Origin of the sequence: Domibacillus epiphyticus (genome assembly GCF_001975785.1) — a bacterium.
Lineage (GTDB): Bacteria > Bacillota > Bacilli > Bacillales > Domibacillaceae > Domibacillus > Domibacillus epiphyticus.
Window position 1 is genome coordinate 39,364 of sequence record NZ_MSFI01000030.1, and the last position, 22,720, is coordinate 62,083.

The 22,720-nt window shown below is 43.6% G+C and carries 26 protein-coding genes; 4 read left to right on the forward strand and 22 right to left on the reverse strand.

Annotated elements, in window-relative coordinates; translation table 11 throughout:
- Window positions 1–87 precede the first annotated feature (87 nt).
- The 16 genes from BTO28_RS15580 to BTO28_RS15655 all read right to left on the reverse strand — a co-directional run bounded on the left by BTO28_RS15580 (window position 88) and on the right by BTO28_RS15655 (window position 12,809).
- Complete coding sequence (locus BTO28_RS15580; RefSeq protein ID WP_158068836.1) at window positions 88–1,353, reverse strand: motility associated factor glycosyltransferase family protein; 1,266 nt, start codon at window positions 1,351–1,353, stop codon at window positions 88–90.
- A gap of 78 nt (window positions 1,354–1,431) precedes the next feature.
- Complete coding sequence (gene csrA, locus BTO28_RS15585; RefSeq protein ID WP_076767969.1) at window positions 1,432–1,656, reverse strand: carbon storage regulator CsrA; 225 nt, start codon at window positions 1,654–1,656, stop codon at window positions 1,432–1,434.
- A gap of 2 nt (window positions 1,657–1,658) precedes the next feature.
- A complete protein-coding gene (fliW, locus tag BTO28_RS15590; protein ID WP_083711696.1) occupies window positions 1,659–2,102 on the reverse strand; it encodes a flagellar assembly protein FliW in 444 nt (147 codons plus the stop codon).
- A 13-nt stretch (window positions 2,103–2,115) separates the two neighbouring features.
- Window positions 2,116–2,676 carry a DUF6470 family protein gene (locus BTO28_RS15595; protein WP_076767973.1) on the reverse strand — a complete coding sequence of 187 codons (561 nt, stop codon included), beginning with the start codon at window positions 2,674–2,676 and terminating at the stop codon, window positions 2,116–2,118.
- A gap of 15 nt (window positions 2,677–2,691) precedes the next feature.
- A complete protein-coding gene (gene flgL / locus BTO28_RS15600) occupies window positions 2,692–3,582 on the reverse strand; it encodes a flagellar hook-associated protein FlgL (protein WP_076767975.1) in 891 nt (296 codons plus the stop codon).
- A gap of 17 nt (window positions 3,583–3,599) precedes the next feature.
- Complete coding sequence (gene flgK, locus BTO28_RS15605) at window positions 3,600–5,123, reverse strand: flagellar hook-associated protein FlgK (protein ID WP_076767977.1); 1,524 nt, start codon at window positions 5,121–5,123, stop codon at window positions 3,600–3,602.
- An 11-nt stretch (window positions 5,124–5,134) separates the two neighbouring features.
- The gene (locus BTO28_RS15610) at window positions 5,135–5,572 is read right to left on the reverse strand and encodes a flagellar protein FlgN (RefSeq protein WP_076767979.1); all 438 of its coding nucleotides are present in this window, start codon (window positions 5,570–5,572) and stop codon (window positions 5,135–5,137) included.
- A gap of 12 nt (window positions 5,573–5,584) precedes the next feature.
- Window positions 5,585–6,022, reverse strand: coding sequence for a YaaR family protein (locus BTO28_RS15615; RefSeq protein ID WP_076767981.1), 438 nt, complete (start codon window positions 6,020–6,022; stop codon window positions 5,585–5,587).
- Between the two features lie 18 nt (window positions 6,023–6,040).
- Window positions 6,041–6,862: a flagellin N-terminal helical domain-containing protein gene (locus tag BTO28_RS15620; RefSeq protein WP_076767983.1), complete on the reverse strand. Its 822-nt coding sequence runs from the start codon at window positions 6,860–6,862 to the stop codon at window positions 6,041–6,043.
- A gap of 3 nt (window positions 6,863–6,865) precedes the next feature.
- Complete coding sequence (gene fliS / locus BTO28_RS15625; RefSeq protein WP_076767985.1) at window positions 6,866–7,312, reverse strand: flagellar export chaperone FliS; 447 nt, start codon at window positions 7,310–7,312, stop codon at window positions 6,866–6,868.
- A gap of 45 nt (window positions 7,313–7,357) precedes the next feature.
- Window positions 7,358–7,642, reverse strand: coding sequence for an EscU/YscU/HrcU family type III secretion system export apparatus switch protein (locus BTO28_RS15630; RefSeq protein ID WP_076767987.1), 285 nt, complete (start codon window positions 7,640–7,642; stop codon window positions 7,358–7,360).
- Window positions 7,639–9,873: a hypothetical protein gene (locus tag BTO28_RS15635; RefSeq protein WP_076767988.1), complete on the reverse strand. Its 2,235-nt coding sequence runs from the start codon at window positions 9,871–9,873 to the stop codon at window positions 7,639–7,641. The genes BTO28_RS15630 and BTO28_RS15635 overlap by 4 nt, the downstream gene beginning before the upstream one ends.
- Before the next feature lie 69 nt (window positions 9,874–9,942).
- A complete protein-coding gene (gene flgM, locus BTO28_RS15640) occupies window positions 9,943–10,212 on the reverse strand; it encodes a flagellar biosynthesis anti-sigma factor FlgM (RefSeq protein ID WP_076767990.1) in 270 nt (89 codons plus the stop codon).
- A 140-nt stretch (window positions 10,213–10,352) separates the two neighbouring features.
- Complete coding sequence (locus BTO28_RS15645) at window positions 10,353–10,766, reverse strand: TIGR03826 family flagellar region protein (RefSeq protein ID WP_076767991.1); 414 nt, start codon at window positions 10,764–10,766, stop codon at window positions 10,353–10,355.
- Window positions 10,767–10,824: 58 nt separating this feature from the next.
- Complete coding sequence (locus BTO28_RS15650) at window positions 10,825–11,487, reverse strand: ComF family protein (RefSeq protein WP_076767993.1); 663 nt, start codon at window positions 11,485–11,487, stop codon at window positions 10,825–10,827.
- Window positions 11,484–12,809 (reverse strand): DEAD/DEAH box helicase, encoded by a 1,326-nt coding sequence (locus tag BTO28_RS15655; RefSeq protein WP_076767995.1) that lies wholly within the window; start codon window positions 12,807–12,809, stop codon window positions 11,484–11,486. The genes BTO28_RS15650 and BTO28_RS15655 overlap by 4 nt, the downstream gene beginning before the upstream one ends.
- 146 nt (window positions 12,810–12,955) lie before the next feature.
- Here BTO28_RS15655 and BTO28_RS15660 point away from each other — a divergent pair, with 146 nt between their 5' ends.
- The gene (locus BTO28_RS15660; RefSeq protein WP_076767997.1) at window positions 12,956–15,244 is read left to right on the forward strand and encodes an S-layer homology domain-containing protein; all 2,289 of its coding nucleotides are present in this window, start codon (window positions 12,956–12,958) and stop codon (window positions 15,242–15,244) included.
- A gap of 57 nt (window positions 15,245–15,301) precedes the next feature.
- On the opposite strand, the gene BTO28_RS15665 is transcribed toward BTO28_RS15660, so the two are convergent.
- A complete protein-coding gene (locus BTO28_RS15665; protein ID WP_076767999.1) occupies window positions 15,302–16,153 on the reverse strand; it encodes a DegV family protein in 852 nt (283 codons plus the stop codon).
- Between the two features lie 151 nt (window positions 16,154–16,304).
- Between BTO28_RS15665 and BTO28_RS15670 the strand changes: the two genes are divergently transcribed.
- Window positions 16,305–17,207 (forward strand): EamA family transporter, encoded by a 903-nt coding sequence (locus BTO28_RS15670; protein WP_076768001.1) that lies wholly within the window; start codon window positions 16,305–16,307, stop codon window positions 17,205–17,207.
- 89 nt (window positions 17,208–17,296) lie between these two features.
- Here BTO28_RS15670 and BTO28_RS15675 read toward each other — a convergent pair whose 3' ends face one another.
- The 5 genes from BTO28_RS15675 to BTO28_RS15690 all read right to left on the reverse strand — a co-directional run bounded on the left by BTO28_RS15675 (window position 17,297) and on the right by BTO28_RS15690 (window position 20,537).
- Window positions 17,297–17,764 (reverse strand): S-ribosylhomocysteine lyase, encoded by a 468-nt coding sequence (locus BTO28_RS15675; protein ID WP_076768003.1) that lies wholly within the window; start codon window positions 17,762–17,764, stop codon window positions 17,297–17,299.
- Between the two features lie 34 nt (window positions 17,765–17,798).
- Window positions 17,799–18,404 (reverse strand): Cif family virulence factor, encoded by a 606-nt coding sequence (locus tag BTO28_RS15680; protein ID WP_144289499.1) that lies wholly within the window; start codon window positions 18,402–18,404, stop codon window positions 17,799–17,801.
- A 2-nt stretch (window positions 18,405–18,406) separates the two neighbouring features.
- On the reverse strand, window positions 18,407–18,571 hold the full coding sequence (locus tag BTO28_RS17210; protein WP_158068837.1) for a hypothetical protein: 165 nt from the start codon (window positions 18,569–18,571) through the stop codon (window positions 18,407–18,409).
- A 104-nt stretch (window positions 18,572–18,675) separates the two neighbouring features.
- Window positions 18,676–19,356, reverse strand: a complete 681-nt coding sequence (locus BTO28_RS15685; protein WP_076768005.1) for a response regulator — start codon at window positions 19,354–19,356, stop codon at window positions 18,676–18,678.
- Between the two features lie 14 nt (window positions 19,357–19,370).
- Complete coding sequence (locus BTO28_RS15690) at window positions 19,371–20,537, reverse strand: sensor histidine kinase (protein ID WP_076768007.1); 1,167 nt, start codon at window positions 20,535–20,537, stop codon at window positions 19,371–19,373.
- 316 nt (window positions 20,538–20,853) lie between these two features.
- Between BTO28_RS15690 and BTO28_RS15695 the strand changes: the two genes are divergently transcribed.
- Together BTO28_RS15695 and BTO28_RS15700 are read left to right on the forward strand one after the other, a co-directional pair.
- Complete coding sequence (locus BTO28_RS15695) at window positions 20,854–21,492, forward strand: YigZ family protein (protein WP_076768009.1); 639 nt, start codon at window positions 20,854–20,856, stop codon at window positions 21,490–21,492.
- Between the two features lie 95 nt (window positions 21,493–21,587).
- Window positions 21,588–22,658, forward strand: a complete 1,071-nt coding sequence (locus BTO28_RS15700; RefSeq protein WP_076768011.1) for an LCP family protein — start codon at window positions 21,588–21,590, stop codon at window positions 22,656–22,658.
- Window positions 22,659–22,720: the final 62 nt, after the last annotated feature.

Sequence of the window (22,720 nt, forward strand, 5' to 3'; positions counted from 1 at the left end):
GGCCGCCCTGCATCTCCTGCTTACATAGTTAATATCGGCGGTTTACGAAAATGTTTAATGTTTTTTTAAAAGTTTTTTAGATAATAATCAAAATATATCCAAAAGGTGAAAATCATTTAAACTACTATGCTTCCATCCATTAATATATGCTCCGCCTTCCGTACAATTATATAAGCTTAACTCAGCATTGTTTTCTGCATAGCGCTCGAACCATTTTCGGTAGATTGATAAATTGTTTGCTGTAATGACTTCACCTGTTTGGTAATAGTTTTGCACTTTTATTGTATTTGCCGTTTCTTCTACTTCTTTTTCCGCTGCCGTATGACTGGCGTGACTCTTTCCGCCGGTGAAAGCGAGATCTTGTCCGATTAATGCAATTACTTGTCCTCCTAAAAAGACCATTGTATCAAGCAGCGCTGTCGCAACGGAGCCTCCTGTTTGGATTAAAGGATCATTTTGCATAATGGCCATCTTATGAGCATCCATAAAGCCATTCTGCCAAACGATTCGTCTTGGCCCGGCATGTAACTTGACAGTATCATGATAGGCCGTGCTCATATAATAAAGTGGTGTATTAGGAAGTTTAATCCCGGTAAGCTGTTTCATTGTTCCTTCCTGAGGATCAATGATCATCAGGAAGTTCGGAATAATGCCGCACCGATACAACGGCCTAACAGCTGTTCCAACTGCGCCGATCACGATATCCCCTTCTTCGCGTATTTTTTTTAACAGAGGCAATTGCTTATCCAGGGAGGGCCCTGCTGACACAAGAATCATTTTTTTCCCTTTGTAAATATCCTTAAGTTCACCTATCCCTGAATCGTTAAGTGCGATGTTTTTCTGAAAATTTTCGATCATGGTGCCGATTTGATTTTTTATAGAGTCTTTTTGCATTTGAAAGTCTTTCAGCATTAGTTTTACGTTATTATATTTGGCCGGCATGATATCCATTGATGTTTTTTGAATGAGCAGATTATTTTGGTGAACATCTGAAAAAATGCTGGCTCTCTCTTTTGCCGATAGATGATCGGTTGTTTTCATTTTTACATGAGGAAGCACCGCAACGGATTCATAAAATAGACTTTTTTTAAACCAATTTGCGTATTGAAGATTGAATTCTAGTGCACAAATTTCTTGTTCCGGCAATTCTTTTGCCAGTGCAGCAATGTGATAACCGGCACCATAGCCAACAATGATTACAGGCTGGTCTTTTTGGATTCCATCTATTATATTTCCCACCCAACTGTTCGCTTCTTTCAGGGGATCGTATCTACTGTGAAAAATCCTCTTCCGCCCCTCTATTTCTACTTGAACAGTCGGGACGGTTCTCGTTGCTATTATTGATATCTTCAATTTCATCACCCTTTTATAGTAAATTTAATTATTTTACGGAGTTGTTAGCAAATTTTACAATCAAAAAACTCCCACCGATTATTTTGGTGGGAGTTTTAATAATCCAGCAATGTTCGATACTCCAGCTGAGGCGGATTTATTCTCGTCACTAATTGTGATATATATTTCTTTCCGGTGGACATCAATGTGTTTCGGAGCGTTTATACCAATTTTGATTTGATCACCGGTGACGGAAACAACAGTAATTTCGATATCGTCGCCGATCATAAGCGATTCACCCGGTTTACGTGAGAGAACGAGCATTGCTATTCCCCCTTTGCCACGCCAGCTGGGAACAAAGCATGACGCGTTTCATACGGTGTACCCGTTAAAATCAGCTGGCGGCCAGTTTGGTTTTTTTTGTTTATGATGACAGGAGCCTGCAAATTTGCTGTTGTCTTTTCAAACGGATCCTGTACCGTGAGCACACTCAAAAGGGTAACATCTTCTTCTTTCTCAATCTTAAGAGTCTCAATAGTCGCATCATCGATTTTTACATGGTAGTCAAGGAAAAAGGAAAAAGGGTCTGTGACGACGAAACAGAGTTCCGGCGTGGTGACAGACTGGAGAGCATAAAAAACGGTATTGTCTGGAAACGCAAGCAAAACGAATTTTTTCTCACCCTCAAAACCTGGAATTCCGTTCGCAAATGTTAAAATGTCCGCTTCCTGCAGCTCTTTTTCACCGTGATATTTCGTCTCAATCCTCACCAGTCTTCACCCCTTAAATAGTTTTGTTCACAACTTGAAAGTCTATAGATGGATATTGTTTTAATTGAAAACTCACGTCACCTGGCTGATAGCTGATGACCGGCTTGTTGGCGCGTGTATTGTTTTCAACTTTTCTCGCCTGAACGTCAATGTTCACGTCACCCGGCTGATAATTTATTTTAACACTTCCATGAGAAGGAATCCATGTTAGACCTGTTTCATAATTACGCATTGAATGGCGGGCGGCCTGGGCAACAATTGCATTGCCGCCTTTATGAATATCCGCCAGCTCGCGTCCTTCCATCGCCCGGCGGCCCGTACCTTCAATTGCTTTTTGCCGTCCTTCTGCCGCGGCTTCACGGATACGTTGAAAAATATGTTTTCGATCCATATCTGCCCACGCCTGCGATTGATCAATCGCCAAAACACCAGGTGTAGATGAAATATTCATTGCTGCTTTCGGCTGGCGGATATCTACTGTCGCCTGTGGCTGCTGAATCGACTGGCGGCCGGGCGTTGTAGTAATACCGAACTGCGCATTCTTCGTATTATATTGAAGCGTTGCAATGTTCATTTAATCAAATCCTTTTTAACGGAGATAATCCATTAATGTTGGCTGGATGATGCGAGACGCAACAGAAAGGGCCGCTTTATGCACTGTTTCCTGTACCGTCAAGTCCGTAACAACCTGCTCAAAGTCCACGTCTTCGTTTTCAGACATGATGCGTGATGATACCACTTTTTGCTCCGCTACGCGGGCTTCCATTAATTCGATTCGGTTGTATCGTGCACCCATTTGTGCTCGTGCAGTTGTATTTTTTGAAATTAGCTGATCAATAGAATTTAATGATCCGGTAACATCTTCACCTGTAGTGGTTGTGTTATCAAGCAAAGAAGTTATTGAATTTATCGTTTCAAACATACCACCAGCACCTGTTGGAAATACAGATATTGCACTCATATTTACCGGGACACGCACATCTTTAGATAGTTCAATCTGTACTTCCGCCGTACTGATCGTACCATTAACTGTTCCATCAGGATTAAACGGGGGTGTGGTTGTCTTTGTACCATTAAACAAATACTTTTCACCGAATTTTGTATTCGCGATGTCAACGAGATGCTCTTTTAACTGCTTAATTTCTTCACTAGCTGCCTGTCTTTGTTCATAGTCATACGTATCATTCGATACTTCAACGACTAGTTCCCGAATACGGTCAAGGGCTAATTTAGCTTTATCCATTGCGGAATCAGAATTTTCTACCCAGTTATAGGCTTCACTGAAGTTACGCTGAAATTGCTCAACTTCCGCAAGACTACGGCGATGTGTAATTCCTTTCATTGCAACAACCGGATCATCTGATGGTTTGGTAATTTTTTTTTGTGATGCTACTTGCGTATTTAATTTATCAAGCCGTCCAAGACTGGCTGTTAAGTTTTTCATCATGTTAGATGACAACATCGATTGCGTTACACGCATAATATGTTCACTCCTTATTAACGTCCAGCAACGCCCATACCGTTAATGATTTTATCAAGCATTTCATCAACAACGGTAATCATCCGCGCCGCACCGTTATACGCATGCTGGAACTTAATTAAGTTCGTCATTTCTTCATCAAGTGATACAGAAGAAATTGATTCACGGTTTGTTACAACAGAAGCACGTAATACTTCAACATTGTTTTCAGTTCGGCTAGCCTGCTGAGAATCAACACCAAGTTTTCCAATTACAGATTCATAAAATGAATGAACGGAACTCGTACCTATAATACCCGTTGTAGAAAAAACTTTCGCTAAGTCCAGGGCATTTTCTCCGTCCCCAGCATCTCCATTTTTTGAGGCGGCTATATCTTTTTCTTCTGCAGTTGGATCAAGAGAAATGGTCCCTGCCGATCCTGCATTCACAAACAAAGCCATTCCATTATCACCATCTAAGTCTTTTCCTAAGGCATGAACTCTATTAAATTCCGTTGCAAGTGCTGAGGCCATTGTATCAAGATCGTTCAACATGTTTTTGTAAATCCCTGCTGTTGCGCCACCTTGCTCATATCCGTATGCTTCTATTAACCCACGAATTTCCCCTTGCGAAAAATTCACGTTTCCATTTGCACCGGAAATAAGCTCGCTGCCAGCGTAAGCTGCTGCCCCGGGGATTTCATCCTTAGTATAACTCGCGAAATCTATACTTGTGATTCGATCACCGTTATCTTGTATCGCTAGTTGTGTATAGCCGTCGCCATTTAGCAGATCTCCCACAACGCCCCCATTTTCATTTAATAGTGAAATCTTGTATGTGCCTTCTGCGTTTTTCAGCGAGTTACCTTTATTATCAATTCTTTGAATAGAGAAATTTAGAAACTGTGACAATTCATCGACAAGAAAATCACGTTTATCATATAGATCATTCGGCAAATAGCCGTTCGGTTCTATTTCTTTAATTTGCTGATTAACTGCGTTTAATTGTTTAAGTAACGAGTTAACTTCGTCTTCTGTTACATTTATTTGTTTTCCAAAATCATCCTTGATTGCTTTTAATGAGTTAGACATATAATTGAACGTGTCTGTTACTGACTGTATCCGTTCAAGTACGACGCCACGTGCACCATTATCCTCAGGAGAACCAGAAAGGGTCTGCAGTGAATCCCATAGTTCGTTGATAGATTTTGAGAGCCCTTGTTCTGATGGCTCATTAATTATATCTTCTACCTTTGTATAGGCATCTGCCCGCGCGCTCCAATAACCGAGTTTATTGTTTTCAGTACGGTATTGCTGGTCGATAAAGGAATCACGAATTCTCTGCACAGATCCAGCCTCAACGCCAGTTCCCATTTGACCTGGAATATTCGGACGGTTCAAACCGACAGCTGGATAGGGTTCTGTAGTTGAGAAGTTCACACGCTGACGTGAGTATCCTGGTGTATTGGCGTTGGAAATATTATGGCCTGTCGTATAAAGAGCACTTTGCTGCGTGAACATGCCTCGTTTCGCTGTTTCTAAACCCATAAATGTTGATCTCATTGTTATCTCTCCTAAGCTTTTGAGTCGAATACCGGTCCAGAGTTCGGGCTGTCATTATCGCCATCAGGCGCATACGTACCGGCATCCTGAGGCGCAAGTAAGTCGAGCTGTAAATGAACGAATTGAAGTGACTGGTCAATCATTTGAACATTCAGTTCATTAACACTTTTCAGCTTCGTCAGCACACCCATCAATTCATCACGTATCGCTATCACCTTTTTTTGCTCATCAGATGGAAGCGTGGGCAAAATATCGCTGATGGATTCAGTCGATTCTCCCGTGCGTTTTTTCTCTAAAACCGTGATGGCATTGACATGTCTTTGTTCGTCACGAACAATTCGATTTAATAATTCTATATCATTCTTTTTGATCGCATCTGTTTTGGAATGAGCGAGCTGTAACAGGCTTTTATGCAGCGCCAGCTGTTTTTCGAGCGTTTCGATAATCAAGGGCGCCCCTCCTTAAGTGTAAATATTGACGAGCAGACCCTTAATTTCGCCCACTTTACTCAATATATCAAGCTGTGATTTTTCTTTATTGATCACGTCATTGGCTAGCTCAGTAAGACGGTTGTCCACTTCCTTGACGATTTTATACACTTTCGTCCGGCCCCTTCGGTTGAAACCACGTTGTTCTTCAAGCTGGAGACCGCTATTGACGGCTTCCTCCATAAACTCTTTTACCATTTTTTTATATTTACGCAAGTCGTCAATGGTCCGGTGCTCGGATAGCTTTTCGCCTTGCGTTTCAATGTCTTTCATCATGCCGTTTAATTTTTCTAATGCGGCATTTTGACGTTTATTCGCAATTACATCCGTGAATGACACCGATGCTTTCGCGACTTCTTCTTTACGCTCTGTTCGGGATGGTGCTGCTTTATTCACGCGCTGTATTTCCATTGATGGTCACCCCATTTATTATTGAAGAAGCTGAAGAACGCCTTGCGGAAGCTGATTCGCCTGCGCCAGCATCGCCTGTCCTGCTTGATTCAAAATGTTATTTCGTGTAAATTTAGTCATCTCTTCGGCCATATCTAGGTCACGGATGCGGGATTCAGATGCTGTTAAATTTTCGTTCGCTGTCTGCAAATTAGAGATCGTATGTTCCAAACGGTTTTGCACTGCACCTAGCTTGCTCCGTTGTTCAGATACTTTTGAAATCGCCTTTTCAATCGTAGTTATAGCAGTAGCAGCCCCCGAAGCAGTTAAAACATCAACCCCACTTATTGCTAGACCCGAAGTGGAAGCATCCATCTTGTTTATTGTCAGTGAGAGTGTTTCTTGAGCATTTGCACCAATTTGAAAAATGATCCCTGAAGAAATACTACCATCAAGCAGATCTTTATTGTTAAACTGAGTTGTATCGGCAATCCGTTCAATCTCTTTTGTTAATGCATCTATTTCATCCTGGATGGATTGACGGTCTGCCGTAACAAGCGTCCCATTTGCTCCCTGTACAGACAATTCACGCATACGCTGTAAAATATCATGCGTTGATGCTAGTGCACCTTCCGCTGTTTGAATCAATGAGATCGCATCAAGCGAGTTGCGTTCCGCCATATCGAGTCCGCGGATTTGCGAACGCATTTTTTCAGATATCGCTAAACCTGCCGCGTCATCTGCGGCGCGGTTAATTCTGAGGCCGGAAGATAGTTTCTCTAAGCTTTTTGCTGTGGCATTGTTTGTGTTGTTTAAGTTGCGGTATGCGTTTAATGCTTGAATGTTATGGTTAATTCTCATCGATTATTTCCCCGTTTCTAGTGAATTTGTTGGTAGATCTTCGACGAAGATATTTTGTTCATAGGCGTTTTGTTTTCGTTTGACCGGCACTTTTGCAGGAGCCGTTTTCATTGCTTCATTCCAAGCCTCAGCCAGCGTTTCAAATAAGCGCTGAGCATCAGAAAGTTTTACGTTGTCCTTGTTCAGATTGGCTTGTATAACGGTGTCAGCGATAAAGTTATATACCTGGTCGAGCTGGTCGGCGATAATACCGGCTTCGTAGTTAATTCCGGCGCCAAGCCGTTCCACAATGTCGTTAATTCTTTGCATGGCAAGGTTCGCTTCAACGAGTTTTCCTTCTTGCAGGCAGGCACTTGCTTTAGAGAATTGTTCGAGACCTGCCTCATATAGTAAAGCCGTAATTTGCTGCGGCGTTTTCTGGTAAATCATTTCTTTTGTAATAAAATCCATCGTGTTTCCACCTCGTTTATATGTATCGGCAAAATTTGCCGAATTTTAATACGTGGATTCCATTTCTTCAATTAAAATTAACATTTCGGCGATCACCGAGTAAAGCTGGGGCGGAATGGAATCACCGAGATCGATGTCAAGAAGTTCAGATAAAAGTGACGAATCCTGTTCCATCGGAATGCCGTGCTGGCCAGCAAGTTCTAATATTTTCGCCGCAAGCGCGCCTTTTCCCTGAGCAACGACGGTTGGTGCGCTTCCTTCTTCGTAACGGATGACTGCGGCGGAAGGACCATTCATTTTCCGGCGGTTGATCTGATTGTAGTAGCTCATATCGTGAAATCAAATCCTTTCGCGGCTCCATTTTTTTCCGTCTTTTTCGCTTCGGTTTTCTGCTGCTCAGGATTTGGGAAAGTGCCGAACTGCACGGCGCCGACGCGGTAACCGATATCGGATAATCGATCTTTTAACACGACCGTGAGCGGCTCCATTTTTTTTTGAAAGTCTTCCCTATCATTTTGCACTTTAACGGATAAGTGTTTGTCCGCGGATGAAATGGTGATGCCAACCGGGCCAAGTTTTTTCGTTTCAAACAAAAAGTGAACGGAGCAGTTTTCCCAATCGACTTGATTACCTCCGTTTTTTGAGCGGATAAAGACGTTCACATTATCTGCCTGGCCGCCTAGTAAAAATGGCAGTGACATCATCATAGACTGAAGGCCTGGTTCTGGTTTACTCAGGAGCTGCTGCCCGGTTATATTAGCGGACATTTGCTCACCTGACTGCTGGCTCATTGTGGCAAGCAGTGCCTGTTTTACCGCGTTTGGGATCTCTGCTTTCCCTTTCAGCAATGCCGCCGCCTGCTCGTGCTCATAATTGAGGCCTGCAGCCCGGACGAGTTCAAAAGCATTTCGAGCGGTCGGGGTATCGTATAAACCCGCCATTGCGCCCGCTAGAACCCGTGGTGCTGTCTCAGCCGTTTCCTGCGTAATCATATGCATTACGCGCGCATCCGTCGGCTTGAACGTTATTTTTTCAATGAGCGCTTTTACTTCCGCAACAATGCGCCCCGCCATCTGCGTGTCGCCTTTTGCGAGCAGTTTCCGTGCTTCCGCGAGCTGTCCAGACGCCTGCATAAGCTCCTTTTCTGTTTTCATGTCGGTGTACAACATGAAGTCACCTTTTAATATCGTGTTGTCCAGTGTTTTAATCGCTCTTTCAATCAATGGTTTCGCCTGTTGCGGCGCTTTTTGTGCAATCAGAAGTTCTGTTGTCTGCAAATTGCGAGTCATATCCCGCTTGAAGATCTTGAAATCAATGGCCGACTGAGACATTTTTTCTGTAATGCGCGTCATGAGTACGTCTTTTGCCGTGATCGGCACATTGGCGAATAGTTCATCTGGGATGATCGGTGCGCTTTGTACTGCGGGCGGGGGGACGAGCGGTTCGACTGCTTTCATAAGCTCTCCCCGTGCCGCCATTTCTTTCCCTGACGCAAAAAGCAGTTCCGCTTTTTCAAGCGATTGCTTCAATTGAGGCATTGCCTCTTTTAAATCGGCTGCCGCTTTCTCCAATTCAGGCATCGCTTCCTTTATAAAAGACAGAACACGCTCAAATGCCGGTTCTTTTTGAATCATTTGTGCGGCTTTTTGAGCAGGAGCCGGTTCAATCTGTTCTGCCTCGGGGATGACGATTCCTGATTCAGGCAGTGCCGCTGTTAATTTCGTCGACGCCATACCGCTGAGCTGAAATGCCTCGCTAAGCTGTCTCATCACACCTGTTCTGTCGCCGTCAAACAATGTACGCAATGCTTTAATAATGTCCTGCACAGGCGCGTTTTGATCTAGCTTTTTTGCCAGCTCCGTTAAAAGTGAACTTCCTGGATGCTGCTTTAAAAGTATTTGAATGGCTTCCGATAGTTTTTGCCTCGCTGCATTGTTTAAAAGCTCTGCTTCGCCAGCTGCGGCTCTTTCAAGAAGTTTTGTGACAGGGATGTTTTTTGCTTCCGCTATTTGTTTAAGCGCGGCTGCTGTTTGTTCTGCCGTACCATGCTGCTTTAAAACCGCTTCTATTTGTTTGATCACGTCAGCGGGGAGTTCCCTTGATTTCATGGCATTTATTGCGTCTTCCATCCGTCCAAGCTGAAGTGCTTTTTCAATCGCGGCACGCGTATTTTCCGGAAAAGGAATACCGGATTGTTTCAGCCATTCCGCTGCCTCTTTGCCAAACGGAACACCGGTGAGCGCCGCATGAATGGCTTTTAATTTTGATTCATCAGGCATGATGCCTTTTTGAGCGAGCGCTTTTAAGGTGTCCAATTTTTCAGCTTCGGTGCCCGGCGCTGTTTCCATGAACGTTTTAACGGCTTGCGCTGCTTCTTTAGTGAGCGACATACCCCGTTCTGTAAATGCGGCCACTTCAGGTGCCGGTTTCGCTGTGTTTGCTGTCGTTGAATTGCCCTCTTGCGTTGTCATCCTGGCACTTTCTGTTTGCACTGGAGAAGGCGCTGATTGAATTGGCACAGTCGCTGCTGGCATGGCGGCGCGGTCTGACTGAATTTTCATCGGTTGGTCTCCTTTCCTGATCCTGTTCATAAAAAAAGATCGCCCGGAGTGGTGTCGTGGGCGATCCGGTTACTGCTGTCCATAAAAATCAAGCATTGCTTTCGCAGTTGCTCTGGCATCTGTTTTGTACGTGCCTGCTGCGACTTGCTCTTTCAGAAGCGCGATTTTTTCACGGCGTTCAGCTAGTAGTCGTGTTGCATCCTGCATCCCTTTTGCGGCGTTTGAAATCTCAAGTTTGTCACTCGCCGCTGCGCTGGCGTTTTTCGCCGCGTCCGCTTTTTTCAGCTGCTTCTGATACGGATTGACCCCGGTCAATCCAGGTGTGTGATTAATTTTCATATCCGTACCCCTCGCTTCCCTAGTTTTATGTTGTGCTTTTAATATCGGCACAATACTGAAAATGTTTAGTGTGAAATATTTCGTGGTTTTAGAAGGATCCATTCTAGGAAAAATGAGAAAACCCGCCATCCGGCGGGTTTTTAGTCACGTTTTTTTCCATGGAATGTTTGTTGGTTCTGTTCGCTTCGAAGACGTTCAAATTCCTGCTCACGCTCATGCAGTTCTAGGCCGTTTTCAATGTCATCGAGGCAGCTGTTACACACTTTTCCTTTTTGGATAATGTTCCCGCATCTGTCGCACGGATAACCAAGATTCGGAAACTGAGCGGCTTGCAGACGGCCTTTTTTCACCCATCCATAAATCATTTCTTCCGTCGCACCGCTATATTCAACGATACGTTCAAGCGTGGCCGCACGATTTTCGCGTTTTCTTAAAAAATTATATGCTTTTTGGTACAATTCCTCTTCAACACGTGAGCATTTCGGACATACTTCACGAAACGCATTTCTCATATACAATTCTCCGCAACGCGGGCAATCAACAACTTCATTCATGCCATTCACCTCATGTCAGTTTCTGTTAGTCCTATTGTCATAGGGAACGGCTGAAATGTCAAGAACCGCTTCGAGCAATTGTGACAGATTTCACGGTACAGGCCCCCGCTTCTTTCAGCGCTTCCGCCACACGCCTGACCGTTGTACCCGTCGTATAAATATCATCGATGACAAGCACCGATTTCCCCTCTGCCTGGCCTAATGGATAGAAAGTCTGCTCTGCACTCAATCGTTCTGCTCGCGACTTTTTTGCCTGTTTATCCGATTCATACCGGCCGATCAGGCGCGTATGTGTAAGACCAGCTGATTCAATTAACGCTTCTGACTGGTTAAACCGCCGTTCCAGCAGCCTTGATGGCGACAGCGGCACAGCACAAATGACATCGCATTCCGCTTCTTTCGCCTCACGCCGCACATCATCTGCAAAAACAGCGGCCAGCGCATAATCCCCCCTGTATTTAAAACGGGCGAGGAGCGATTGCATGGCGCTGTTATACAAGTACAGTGACCTGTTGCCCGCATATATACTCTCGCCCCATGAATGACAGTCCGAACAAATCCCCTCTTCCTTCATTGGCCGGGAGCAAATCCGACATAACGGACCCGTTATTTTCTCTAATTTGCCGAGACAATTCGGGCACAAGGATGAAGATTTCGCTCCGAAAAACAAGAGCCATGTTTCCATTTCCGTATTGTTTTCGCAAAGCAGACACTGCTTCATTCGTCAATTAGCCCCCTTTCAACTCCAAGTTTATTCATCTCATTGATCTGCCTGATCGCTTTCCTCATGGCTTCTGTTTTGCCGTAATGAAAAAAAACAACTTCACCGGTTGGACATTCAGCACTTCTTCCTGCACGTCCGGCTATTTGAACAAGCGCACTTTCGGCAAATACCGCATCTTCCGCGCCGATTACAGCGACATCTATCCCCTGAAAGGTTACACCCCGCTCCAGAATGGTTGTCGACAGCAGTGCAGGAATTTTCCCACGGCGCATCAATTCAACTTTTTCTTTCCGGAGAGGGTCCGCCGCATGCACACTCTCGATACGCGGGTCTATTTCCTTAAATAGCGGCAATGCTTTGTCCATCGTTTCGATGTGTGGATAAAAGAGAAGCAGCCGGCTTCCCTCATTCAGCTTTTCTTTTACCCATAATTGAACAGACACCGGTAAAATTGTTTTTTTCCAGTTGCCGCACCATCGTGTCGCTGGCACTGGAAGCGGGTGCCGATGATAACGCGCCGGAATAAGTGTAGCGTCCCGTTTTCCTGATTTTACTTCCGACTGCCATTCCGTGTTCGGTGTAGCTGTCAAATAAATGAGCGAGGACGATTCCTTCCGTGCTTTTTGAACGGCAAATTGAAGTGATGGATCAAATGTATAAGGGAAGGCGTCAACTTCATCGACAATCATCACATCGAACGCTTGATAAAAACGATAAAGTTGGTGTGTCGTTGTAACGACGAGCGGGCTGTACGAGCTGCGATCGGGGCTGCCGCCATAGAGAGCAATTGGCGGTGTGTCAGGGAAAGCAGCTGCAAGGCGGGGCGCAAGCTCTCTCACGACATCGGATCTGGGCGCTGCTATACAGACCCGTTTGCCATCAGAGAGAGCGGCTGCAATCCCTTGAAACAAGACTTCTGTTTTGCCGGCTCCCGTTACTGCCCAAACGAGGTGCTCACTTGAATGGATTATAGCTTGTTTGACGTTAACAGATGCAGCCCTTTGACCTTCAGAAAGAGTACCTGTCCAGTGCAATGTTCCAGCGTGATCTGGATGTTTTGGCGCCGGGCCGTTCCAGCGGTAAAGTGTGGTGCAAGATGATATTTTGCCCATTTCAATACAGTTGCGGCAGTATGTGCATACTTTTCCGCATCGGGCACAGCGGTGGGATGAAAAATTCTTGGTGTTGTTGCATCGATTGCAACGGAGTCTTCCATTGTCCAAATAGATAGCAGGCCGGGTGGAGGTGTGTTCGTCCGGGACGTAGATCATTTCTTCATCAATAAGTTCTCTGCCAGTCAAAAACGATACCTTTGTCATATAACACTTCCTTTCGTGTCTAGTATACTGTTTATTTGATATTTATGACAATTGCTGTCATTTTGTCATGGTAATTTAACATAGAGCCTTTTTTTACATATGATATAATTATTTCGTAATATTTATAAAGAAAGAAAGGGGAAACTATGCGAAAAATAATAGGAAGTCTCGTTGCTTTCTTGCTTATCTTTACGTTTGTCTTCCAAGTATCGGCACAGACTTTCAGAGATATTTCAAACCATTGGGCTAAAACTGAAATTGAAGAGTTAATAGAAGAAGGTGTGATTCAAGGATTTAATGACGGCACATTTCGTCCGAATGCACAGGTAACGAGAGGACAGTTCTTGGCTTATCTTGTACGCGCTCTTGATTTACCAGCAGGCACTTCAGCATTTCCAGACGTACCGAGGGGCAGCCTCTTATACAGCGAGATCGCTGCTGCAAAAAAAGCCGGGCTTATTCTTGGAAATTCAGACGGATTGTCTTTGATCAGCGAACCGATAACTCGCGCAGATGTAGCGGTTATGCTTGACCGCGCCATGCAGCTAAAAGGCGAGTATATGGAGCGTTCATCGCTCACTTATACAGATTCATTAACAATTGGCAAGTATGCTTATCGTGCTGTGGAACGGATGACCCATTATGGATTAATCAACGGAACAGCAGACAATACATTTCAACCAACAAAAATTGCGACGAGGGGTGAATCAGCCGTCTTCGTGCATAGATTGATGACAAAGCTTGATTTGCTTGGCTTTACGAAAAATCCGGTGACACTGCCAAAGCCGGCGAGCAATCAAGAAGTCGTACTTCGAATCAACGATTATCAATATGTAAAAGTCCGAATGAATACTAGAGGCGTCCCACTCTCATACATGAAACAAACATCAAGTAAAAACCCTTTATCTACTGATCATCATTACTACTACCATATGGGACGTGCGTCAAAACCATTTGGCTACATGCGGGTGACACTTCGAAAACTGGACAACGGCGATACATTTGTCTTCACAAAGTTTGTACATAACGGTGATAATACGTATTCAGCGTCTGTCAGTCTTCCATTTGAACAGTCTACTTCCTACTCATTGGCAAAATATAATGCGTTCGGAACCGTTAAGCAGACGTTCAGCAGCACATATGGGTATGACAAAACCACGCACCCGACAGGCATTTTGTCTGTGAAACGTGGATCGACCGTAACGAATGAAATGATGATGGGGAAAAACTATATTTCTGTTAACCGTCAGACGACATATTCAAACGGACAGAAATCTGTTTTGCGCGAGTTTATAAAGGAACTCGAAAGCTACAATGTCACGACAGATCCATCAAAAAAGACAGTTACCGCGAAAATGAATGTATCCGTACGCGGAAAGGCTATTTCTGAATCGTGGGCCCTCGTCTCTGAAAAGAAACTATTTGAAAGCGTGGATAATCGCAATAGATGGTTTGAGCGGACAATTAAGGAATACGGATTCATTAATAACTGGCTGACAGCGGATGGTGCATACACGAAGCTGCCATGGTCCATTGAGCCTGGCTACAAAATGGGGTATGGACGAAACATTACAAGGCTGCAGGGCGGTGTCTATTTAAGTGCCTATAACGGCAATAAAGAAAGGTATTACCGCGATCTTGTTGTGAATGCGTTAGCGGATCTGAATGTTTTTTCTAATGGAGCAATCGCTAAAGGGCAGACGCCTGTTTTCAAAACGGAATACACGAGCGCAGGGCTGAAAAAATCATATGGCACAACGGCTCCTTACATCGATACGCGTCTCAATGAAAATGCAGCCCTCTTTTTGAAAAATGCATCAGAATCACTTTCTATTCCGGAACTGGCGACAGCAAATTTACGTTATGCGGATTTCCTTGTCCAGCAAAAAACGACCGGCAATATTATTCCGATCACTGCTACAAGCTATTTAATCGCTGATTATTACGCTCCGGGCAGTAAAAAGACGCATGTTTCATTAAATCATGCACTTGGTGAAATGAGATTCCTGCTTGAAACGTACAAGCAGACTGGCGAGACAAAGTATTTGAAAACCGCCCGTGAATTGAAAGCCGGCATTGAAAAGCTATATCCAAAATGGGTGCGCCCGAACGGTGATCTATGGTATCAAGTAAACGGAAGCCTTGTATTTGCTGGAGATGACTATGATACGCTCACGCTGGCGGATTTACTGATGAGCCAAAATGCATTTGCGGAAAACGGCATTCCAAGAAGTGAAATTTTTGATAAGATGATTGTTTCGAAAACAAAATATGCCGTTAAAAACAAAGTCAAAATTTCCGCACAAATTTCTTTGCTGCTACAAGAACAGGGATTTGGAAACCTTATAAAGGGAACATCAGCCGCAAGTTCAACTTCCAATCAATTTAATCCTGATGATCTTCCGAAAGATACTCTAGATTTGCTTGCCCAATAAACAAAAAAGCGTTCCGACGTTCGGAACGCTTTTTTTATTCGATTTTTCCTGCGGGGGTCAATACGTCCCTTTTTTCGTCCATCCCATCGCGAGTGCTCCTTCGCCAAGATGAGTGCCGATGACAGGACCAAAATGGCTGATGCCAAATTCAGCGTTCGGGAATCGTTTTTTCAAATCGATCATCCAGTCGCGCGCATCATCCTCCCGATTAGCGTGAATGATAACAGCCTGCATTTTGTCCCCTTCGTTGTAGACCTCTTCAAATAGGTCACCGATTCGTTTCAGTGCTTTTTTGCTTGTACGAATTTTTTCAAATGGGACAATGACTTTATCTTCAAAATGAAGAATCGGTTTCACTTGAAGCAGTCCACCGATCAATGCCTGCGCTCCATTCAGCCTGCCTCCGCGTTTCAAATGATTTAAATCATCCACCATAAAATAGGCACGTGTCCACTGTTTCATTTCGGCAAGTTCAGCTATAATTTCTTCCGGTGTGTTTCCCTGCTTAACCATTTCTGCCGCACGCAGTACATAAAACCCTTGCGGCGCGCAGCTCAACTCTGTATCAAATGAATATACGTTAAGACCATCGACCATGTCCGCTGCGGTCATTGACGACTGGTATGTGCCGCTGATTCCACTGGATAAATAAATGCCGATCACCGCATCGTAATCCTTGGCAATCCGCTCATACATTTCGACAAAATGGCCGATTACCGGCTGTGACGTTGTCGGTAATTTTTCGCTGCCACGAACCTTCTCATAAAATTCATCTGTCGTTATATCCATTTCTTCTCGGTAAGCATCATCGCCAAAAATTACACTGAGCGGAATCATAAATATGTTCAATTCATCGCGAAGCTCTTTCGGAAGATAAGCCGTACTGTCAGTCAAAATTGCCGTCTTCATCTTCATATACCTGCCTTATTTTTATTTATACTTTCCTTATTTTATCTGAATCCCTGTCTTTTTGCATCCCTTTTCGATTAAGATAAAGGGTAAGAACGTGTCATCCTGCGCAACTTTTAACACATATCACGCAGCTGCGAGGAGGGATCTTTTGAAAGGAATATCGCTTGTTTTAATCGGAGCCTCTCTGTGGGGAGTAATTGGTTTATTTGTGCAAGGTTTATATACATATGGCTTTACACCAATCGATGTTGTAGCGTTACGTGTTCTTGGTGCAGCACTGATCCTTTTTCCAGTGTTTGCGGTGTTTCAGCGCAAATGGCTGATGGTCAATGTTCGGGATTTGCCGTATTTTGCAGGCTGCGGAATTGTCAGTATTGCGTTTTTTAATTTATGTTTTTTCACCGTCATTGATCGCTCATCAAACTCTCTTGCGGTGGCTCTTCTTTATACAGGACCGATTTTTGTCGTCCTGCTGTCGCGGCTATTTTTTAAAGAACCGCTCACACGAGGAAAAGGAGCGGCCCTCTTTATGACGATTACCGGGTGTATGTTTGTCGTCGGGCTCATTCCTTCCGGTGATGCCGCCTTGTCTGTTTTGACCATTTTAATCGGACTGTCATCTGGATTTTTTTACGCACTTTATTCGATTTTTGGAAAGTTTGTATCAAAACGGTATCATCCACTTACGATTACAGCTTATTCAATGCTATTTGGGTCGTTATGCATCGTGCCATTTTCCGGAATCTTTGAACATGCGGGGGTTTTCCTGGAGCCTGCTGTTTGGCGGAATGGAGCCGGACTTGTCCTTTTCTCAACGATTCTCGCATATGCTTTTTATACAGCGGGGCTTGCCAAAATGGAATCCGGCCGGGCAGCCATTGTCGCAACAGCAGAACCTGCTGTCGCTATAATGATTGGTGTCATTGTCTTTAAAGATGCATTAACAGCATGGCAGATTGCGGGGATTGTATGCATTCTCACTGCTGTGTTGTTTACGATCGATAGAAAAAATCAGCTTGCATCAAAAAAGCCCATGTCTAAAGTGCAGTAAACAGCAAGCTTTAAAACGAATAAAACCCCGCTCAAATGAGCGGGGTTTCTCGTGTATTCAGCCGAAAGTAAACGGATTACCGACATAGCTTAACCGGCAAATACTTCTGTCCATTCATTTCGTTTTGCGAGCATGCCTTTGGCAATCTCTTTTGCACCCTCTAAGCTGTGACTTGCTGCCCAGCCGCATTGGACTTCGTTGCAAGCCGGCACTTCTGTTGCATCTAGCACATCTTTAAGTGTTTTTTCGATTATGTTCAAAATGTCATTGTAATCGTCATGGTTAATTACTGCAATGTAGTAGCCAGTCTGGCAGCCCATGGGGCTAATATCAACGATTTTATCGGAATGATTGCGGCTGAATTCCGCCATCATATGCTCGAGTGAATGAAGCGACGGCATGTCCATATGCTCTTTATTCGGCTGGCAAAAACGGATATCATACTTCAAAATTTTGTCGCCATTTTGTCCTTCTTTTACACCAGCAAGTCGCACGTACGGTGCTTTTACTTTTGTGTGGTCCAAGTTAAAGCTTTCTACATTCATTTCTTTTGTCATAATCAACTGCCTCATTTCATCTTAAATTATAGGATCATTCCATGCCGAATAGAGAAATTTGCTTCCAGCCGGCGTCTTCTTTTTTAAAGACCATAATTTGACGCGTTGTCTGGCTTACTTCCTTGCCGGTGCTTAAATCTTTTGATGTCGATTCCATATTCATAAAGACGTTAGCCGTTTTCGTTTCATCGTCGTATTTAATAATCATCGGATTAAGCGGTGTCATGGATGCATCGAATGTATCAAACACTTTTTGAACATACTGCTTTTCTTCTGTATAGTCAAAGGATTCCGGCGTTTTTGAAATGGTGGACATGTACGCGTCTGCATCTTTATTATTAAATGATTTTACCTGCTTGTCCAGAACAGTTAAAATCGCTTTTTTTTCTTCAGCGGGTACATTTTCAGCTTCTTCGATCGGGACCTTGCCAGTTTGCGTATTTTCCCCTTCGATTAAGCTGGATTTTTCCGCATCAGCTGTTTCTTTAGAAACATCTGAAGCAGTATGTGTATCTTGTTTCATTGTGTCAGCTGGTTCACTGTCACTTGTCGAGTTAGCCGATTCGTTTTTTGTTTCATCTCCACAACCGGCAAGCAATACACCTGCAATCATCAGCGCTGTTATCCATTTATATGTCAACGTCATGGCACGTCCTTTCTTCGTCTGCTTTTATTGTAAAAGAAAAACGGTCCGCGCTCAACTAGCGCAGACCGTTTTTTCAGTAATAGCGGTAATATGGCGGACGACCGAAAATAATCGGTGTAAGCAAACTGCCAGTTAATCGGACGGTAGTAATACGGGCTCATTACTCATCCCCTTTTTAAAATTCCATCCATCCATCATATGCATCCGGAGGAAACAAGGTGAAAGAGTCCTTTTTCATGCAATCAACACATCATAAAAATTGGGCTTAGCGTACTTCCACCCATCCTTTTTTAATGGCTGTAACGACTGCCTGTGTACGGTCATTTACGTTCATTTTTTGAAGAATGTTACTGACATGGTTTTTAACTGTTTTTTCACTGATGTACAGCGCTTCTCCAATGCCACGGTTGCTCTTTCCGTCAGCAAGAAGCTGTAGCACTTCACATTCGCGGCGTGTCAATAAGTGCAGTGGCCGGACGACTTCCGTTTGCTGGAAACCTTTCCCTTTCCCATCATCATTTGACAGGCGGCGGTAATCGGCGATCAGGTTGTGTGTGACACGCGGATGCAAGTATGAACCTCCCGCGGCAACCACTTTTACGGCTTCGACAAGTTCTTCCGCATCCATTTCTTTCAGCAAGTAGCCAAGCGCTCCTGATTGAAGTGCGTGTGTAACATAGTTTTCATCGTCATGAATGGATAAAATGATGACTTTCGTATCTGGATACTGTTCAATTAATGTACGGGTTGCTTCTACACCATTTACTTCCGGCATGTTAATATCCATAATGACTACGTCCGGTTTGTGCTGTCCGACAAGTGCGAGTGCTTCAGCACCATCGTCCCCTTCAGCCAGTACTTCAAATGATTCCTCAAAATCAAGAATGCGCTTTACTCCTTCACGGAATAATTGGTGATCATCAATAATAATAATTTTCGTTGCCATCCCTATATCCTCCTCTAATTCAATGTCTGCTCCAACACAGGCACGCTAATTAAAACAGCTGTGCCTTCTCCCGGCTTGGAGTGAAGCGTAATGTCACCTTCAAGAAGCTCCACCCGTTCTTTCATTCCCATTATGCCAAATGAACCGGATTTTTTTTCATTTACAAGAAACCCTTTGCCGTTATCTTTTACGACAGCAAGTACTTGATCTCTTTTAATTTCTAGTTTCACCATAATGCTTGATGCATCTGCATGTTTTAATGCATTCTGAACAGATTCTTGAATAAGTCGAAACAAGGCCACTTCAAGTTTTGACGGAAGACGTTTGTCCATCCCGATATTCACAAATTCAATATCCGGCTCCGCCGACTTGGACCTGTTGTAATCACTAACGGTCGCTAAATATTTTTTTAATGTTGGGATCAATCCTAAATCATCAAGTGCCATTGGGCGAAGATCGTAAATAATCCGACGCACTTCATACAAGGCAGATCGAACCATTTTTTTTAAATCGCGTATTTCTTTAAATGCGTCTTCCACATTTCGTTCACGGTACAGTTTTTCAATTAGGTCAGAACGCATGAGTACATTTGCCATCATCTGTGCTGGTCCATCATGAATTTCCCGTGATAGCCGTTTTCGCTCTTCTTCCTGCGCTTCCATTACCCTCAGACCAAATGCCTGTTTAAGACGGGCATCTTCAAGCGCCTGTCCAAATTGTTTCATATCCTGCGTTAAATAATTTAAAACAACCGCAGTTTGCGAGACGAGGTGCTCCGCCCGTTCAATCGTTTTGTTGACAGAAAGAAGACGGCGGTCAAGGTCGTTGCGCCGTTCCATAAGCTGCTTTTCATTTTGACGCAGGACAAGAAGTTTCATTTGCAATTCATGCGCTTTTTCATACGCTTCCCGCACGACCTCTTCAGAGTATACAGAGAAATCTTTACTCACTTCTGATAATCGCCGGCGAGCCATTTTCACTTTTCGTTCCAGGTCTTCCTGCTCAATAATCGCAAAATGAATATGGCTTTTAACAAGCTCCAGCTCTGTCATCAGCGTTTCATAATCAACCCTGCTCTGTTCAGCAATCGAGAAAATCTGGTCTTTACTTTGATCGACCGTTTCAACCATCTTATCAAGTATCGTATCAAGCAGTTTCGTATCAGAATTTCGTATGGACATGAAAGATCCCTTCCCCGTTTTTAAATACCTGTTTAAAAAGACACAGCCCATTTTTCATGCCACTGCAACTTTTGAAGGCGGAAAAAATACGTAGTTCTTTTTAATTGACTAAAAAAAGACCCGGTGAAAACCTCACACGGAAAGGACAATATTATTATATCAATTAGATTAAATATTGAACATTAAAGTTTATTTACGTTTCCTTTAAAAGTATTTCGGAGCATGTCTCTTTTCATTCCGACTTTTTTCCTTTACGATGGTTAACAGTAGTTAATACCCCATTTCTTCATTCTTAAACCAACTGGAGGAAAAATAATTGTTATCTTTTTATAAAACCGTTAAAGGCTATGGGGAATATGAAATTGTTATTCAAAAATCCCGTTTCATTGCTTATGTAGATAGAGTTGAATCGGTTGAGGAAGCGCAGGCATTTATTGAGCGTATAAAAAAGCAAAACCGGGATGCAACGCATAACTGTTCTGCTTACATGATCGGCGAAAACGATCAAATTCAAAAAGCAAATGACGACGGTGAACCTTCTGGAACTGCTGGTGTACCCATTTTGGAAGTAATCAAAAAGCGCGGGTTGAAAGACACGGCAATCGTGGTTACCCGTTATTTCGGCGGCATCAAACTCGGAGCCGGCGGCTTAATTCGTGCTTATGGAAAATCCGCTTCGGAAGGTTTGAATGCGACGGGAATTGTTGAGCGCCGGCTGTTGAAAGTCGTCACTGCCTCCATTGATTACTCTTGGCTCGGGAAAATTGAAAATGAACTTCATTCCTCTATTTATGACATAAAGAATATTCGTTATGCGGAAAATGTGGAGGTCGATGTCTTCGTTGAAGAGAAGGACGTTCCTGTTTTTTGTGGATGGATGACAGAAATGACGAATGGACAGGCGGTCTATACTGAAGGTGACGTGCTCTATATGGAAAAAGATGCTGCTGAATAAAAAAAATTTTACGTAACTCTCGTTTCATAGTAAAATGAAAGGTAGCATTTCTGTCGAAACCGCACGAAAATCACCATTTTAAAGGAGAAAGAAACATGGCTTCAGAAAATCAGCGAACAGGACGGCGGCGCAGGAAGACACAAAAACGCCGGATCGTCTTTTTCACACTTTTTATACCTGTTCTGCTTATCGCCTCGACATTAATCGGCTATGCGGCGAACTTGCATAAAAAAGCAGAAACGGTCTTTACCGACTCGTATGAAGATGACGGAAGAGCTAAGTCTGAATTGCGTGATGCAGACGTGCACCCGCTCGAAGACAACATTTCCATTTTATTTATGGGTATTGATGATAACGAAAATCGGCAATATGGCCTTAACACACGCACTGATGCACTTGTTCTCGCGACGTTGAATGTCGAAAATAAAACCATTAAGATGTTGAGCATTCCACGGGATTCATACGCATATATCCCTGAACTTGATGAGTACAATAAAATTAACCATGCACATGCAACCGGCGGACCGATTTCGACAATCGAAACGGTTGAAGAGCTGCTTGAGGTGCCGGTCGATTATTACGTTAGATTAAATTTTTATGCCTTTGTTGATGTCGTCGATGCATTAAATGGCATTGAATTTGATGTACCATTTGAAATGAATGAAAAAAATTCTAATGATATACACGGTGCCGTTGAACTTGAGCCAGGAAAGCAAAATTTAAATGGTGAAGAAGCACTTGCCCTAGCCCGGACACGTAAATATGACAATGATATTGAGCGTGGCAAGCGCCAGCAGCAAATTTTGCAGGCGATTACGAAAAAAGCAATATCTTTAAATTCCATTACAAAATACGATGAAATTTTAGAAGCAGTCGGGTCAAATATGCGGACAAACCTGACATTCAGTGAAATGAAATCACTTATTGAATACGGAAAAGACGGCCGCATTGACTTTGAATCCCTCACACTTTCCGGGACAGATGACTTTATGAGCTCTGGTGCTTATATTTACCGAATTGATGAAACAGATCTAGAAGTCGTAAAAGGCAAATTACAGCGACACCTTGATATGGAACCATCATATTCCCGGCTTGAAGAGGATGAAAGCAGCGATTCCGAAGAGGAAGCCACTTACAGTACAGACGAAGAGTCTATATATGAATAACAAAAAACCCGCTGGTTCTGGAGTGACCCCTAAAAGTTAGACACGGTTATTTCATTAGGCAG

Excerpts from the sequence above, each read along its gene's own strand:
- csrA (WP_076767969.1), bottom strand. The coding sequence starts at position 1,656 with ATGCTCGTTCTCTCACGTAAACCGGGTGAATCGCTTATGATCGGCGAC.
- BTO28_RS15595 (WP_076767973.1), bottom strand. The coding sequence starts at position 2,676 with ATGAACATTGCAACGCTTCAATATAATACGAAGAATGCGCAGTTCGGT.
- flgL (WP_076767975.1), bottom strand. The coding sequence starts at position 3,582 with ATGCGTGTAACGCAATCGATGTTGTCATCTAACATGATGAAAAACTTA.
- flgK (WP_076767977.1), bottom strand. The coding sequence starts at position 5,123 with ATGAGATCAACATTTATGGGTTTAGAAACAGCGAAACGAGGCATGTTC.
- BTO28_RS15615 (WP_076767981.1), bottom strand. The coding sequence starts at position 6,022 with ATGGAAATACAGCGCGTGAATAAAGCAGCACCATCCCGAACAGAGCGT.
- BTO28_RS15620 (WP_076767983.1), bottom strand. The coding sequence starts at position 6,862 with ATGAGAATTAACCATAACATTCAAGCATTAAACGCATACCGCAACTTA.
- fliS (WP_076767985.1), bottom strand. The coding sequence starts at position 7,312 with ATGGATTTTATTACAAAAGAAATGATTTACCAGAAAACGCCGCAGCAA.
- BTO28_RS15630 (WP_076767987.1), bottom strand. The coding sequence starts at position 7,642 with ATGAGCTACTACAATCAGATCAACCGCCGGAAAATGAATGGTCCTTCC.
- BTO28_RS15635 (WP_076767988.1), bottom strand. The coding sequence starts at position 9,873 with ATGAAAATTCAGTCAGACCGCGCCGCCATGCCAGCAGCGACTGTGCCA.
- flgM (WP_076767990.1), bottom strand. The coding sequence starts at position 10,212 with ATGAAAATTAATCACACACCTGGATTGACCGGGGTCAATCCGTATCAG.
- BTO28_RS15645 (WP_076767991.1), bottom strand. The coding sequence starts at position 10,766 with ATGAATGAAGTTGTTGATTGCCCGCGTTGCGGAGAATTGTATATGAGA.
- BTO28_RS15650 (WP_076767993.1), bottom strand. The coding sequence starts at position 11,487 with ATGAAGCAGTGTCTGCTTTGCGAAAACAATACGGAAATGGAAACATGG.
- BTO28_RS15655 (WP_076767995.1), bottom strand. The coding sequence starts at position 12,809 with ATGACAAAGGTATCGTTTTTGACTGGCAGAGAACTTATTGATGAAGAA.
- BTO28_RS15660 (WP_076767997.1), top strand. The coding sequence starts at position 12,956 with ATGCGAAAAATAATAGGAAGTCTCGTTGCTTTCTTGCTTATCTTTACG.
- BTO28_RS15665 (WP_076767999.1), bottom strand. The coding sequence starts at position 16,153 with ATGAAGACGGCAATTTTGACTGACAGTACGGCTTATCTTCCGAAAGAG.
- BTO28_RS15675 (WP_076768003.1), bottom strand. The coding sequence starts at position 17,764 with ATGACAAAAGAAATGAATGTAGAAAGCTTTAACTTGGACCACACAAAA.
- BTO28_RS17210 (WP_158068837.1), bottom strand. The coding sequence starts at position 18,571 with ATGAGCCCGTATTACTACCGTCCGATTAACTGGCAGTTTGCTTACACC.
- BTO28_RS15685 (WP_076768005.1), bottom strand. The coding sequence starts at position 19,356 with ATGGCAACGAAAATTATTATTATTGATGATCACCAATTATTCCGTGAA.
- BTO28_RS15690 (WP_076768007.1), bottom strand. The coding sequence starts at position 20,537 with ATGTCCATACGAAATTCTGATACGAAACTGCTTGATACGATACTTGAT.
- BTO28_RS15700 (WP_076768011.1), top strand. The coding sequence starts at position 21,588 with ATGGCTTCAGAAAATCAGCGAACAGGACGGCGGCGCAGGAAGACACAA.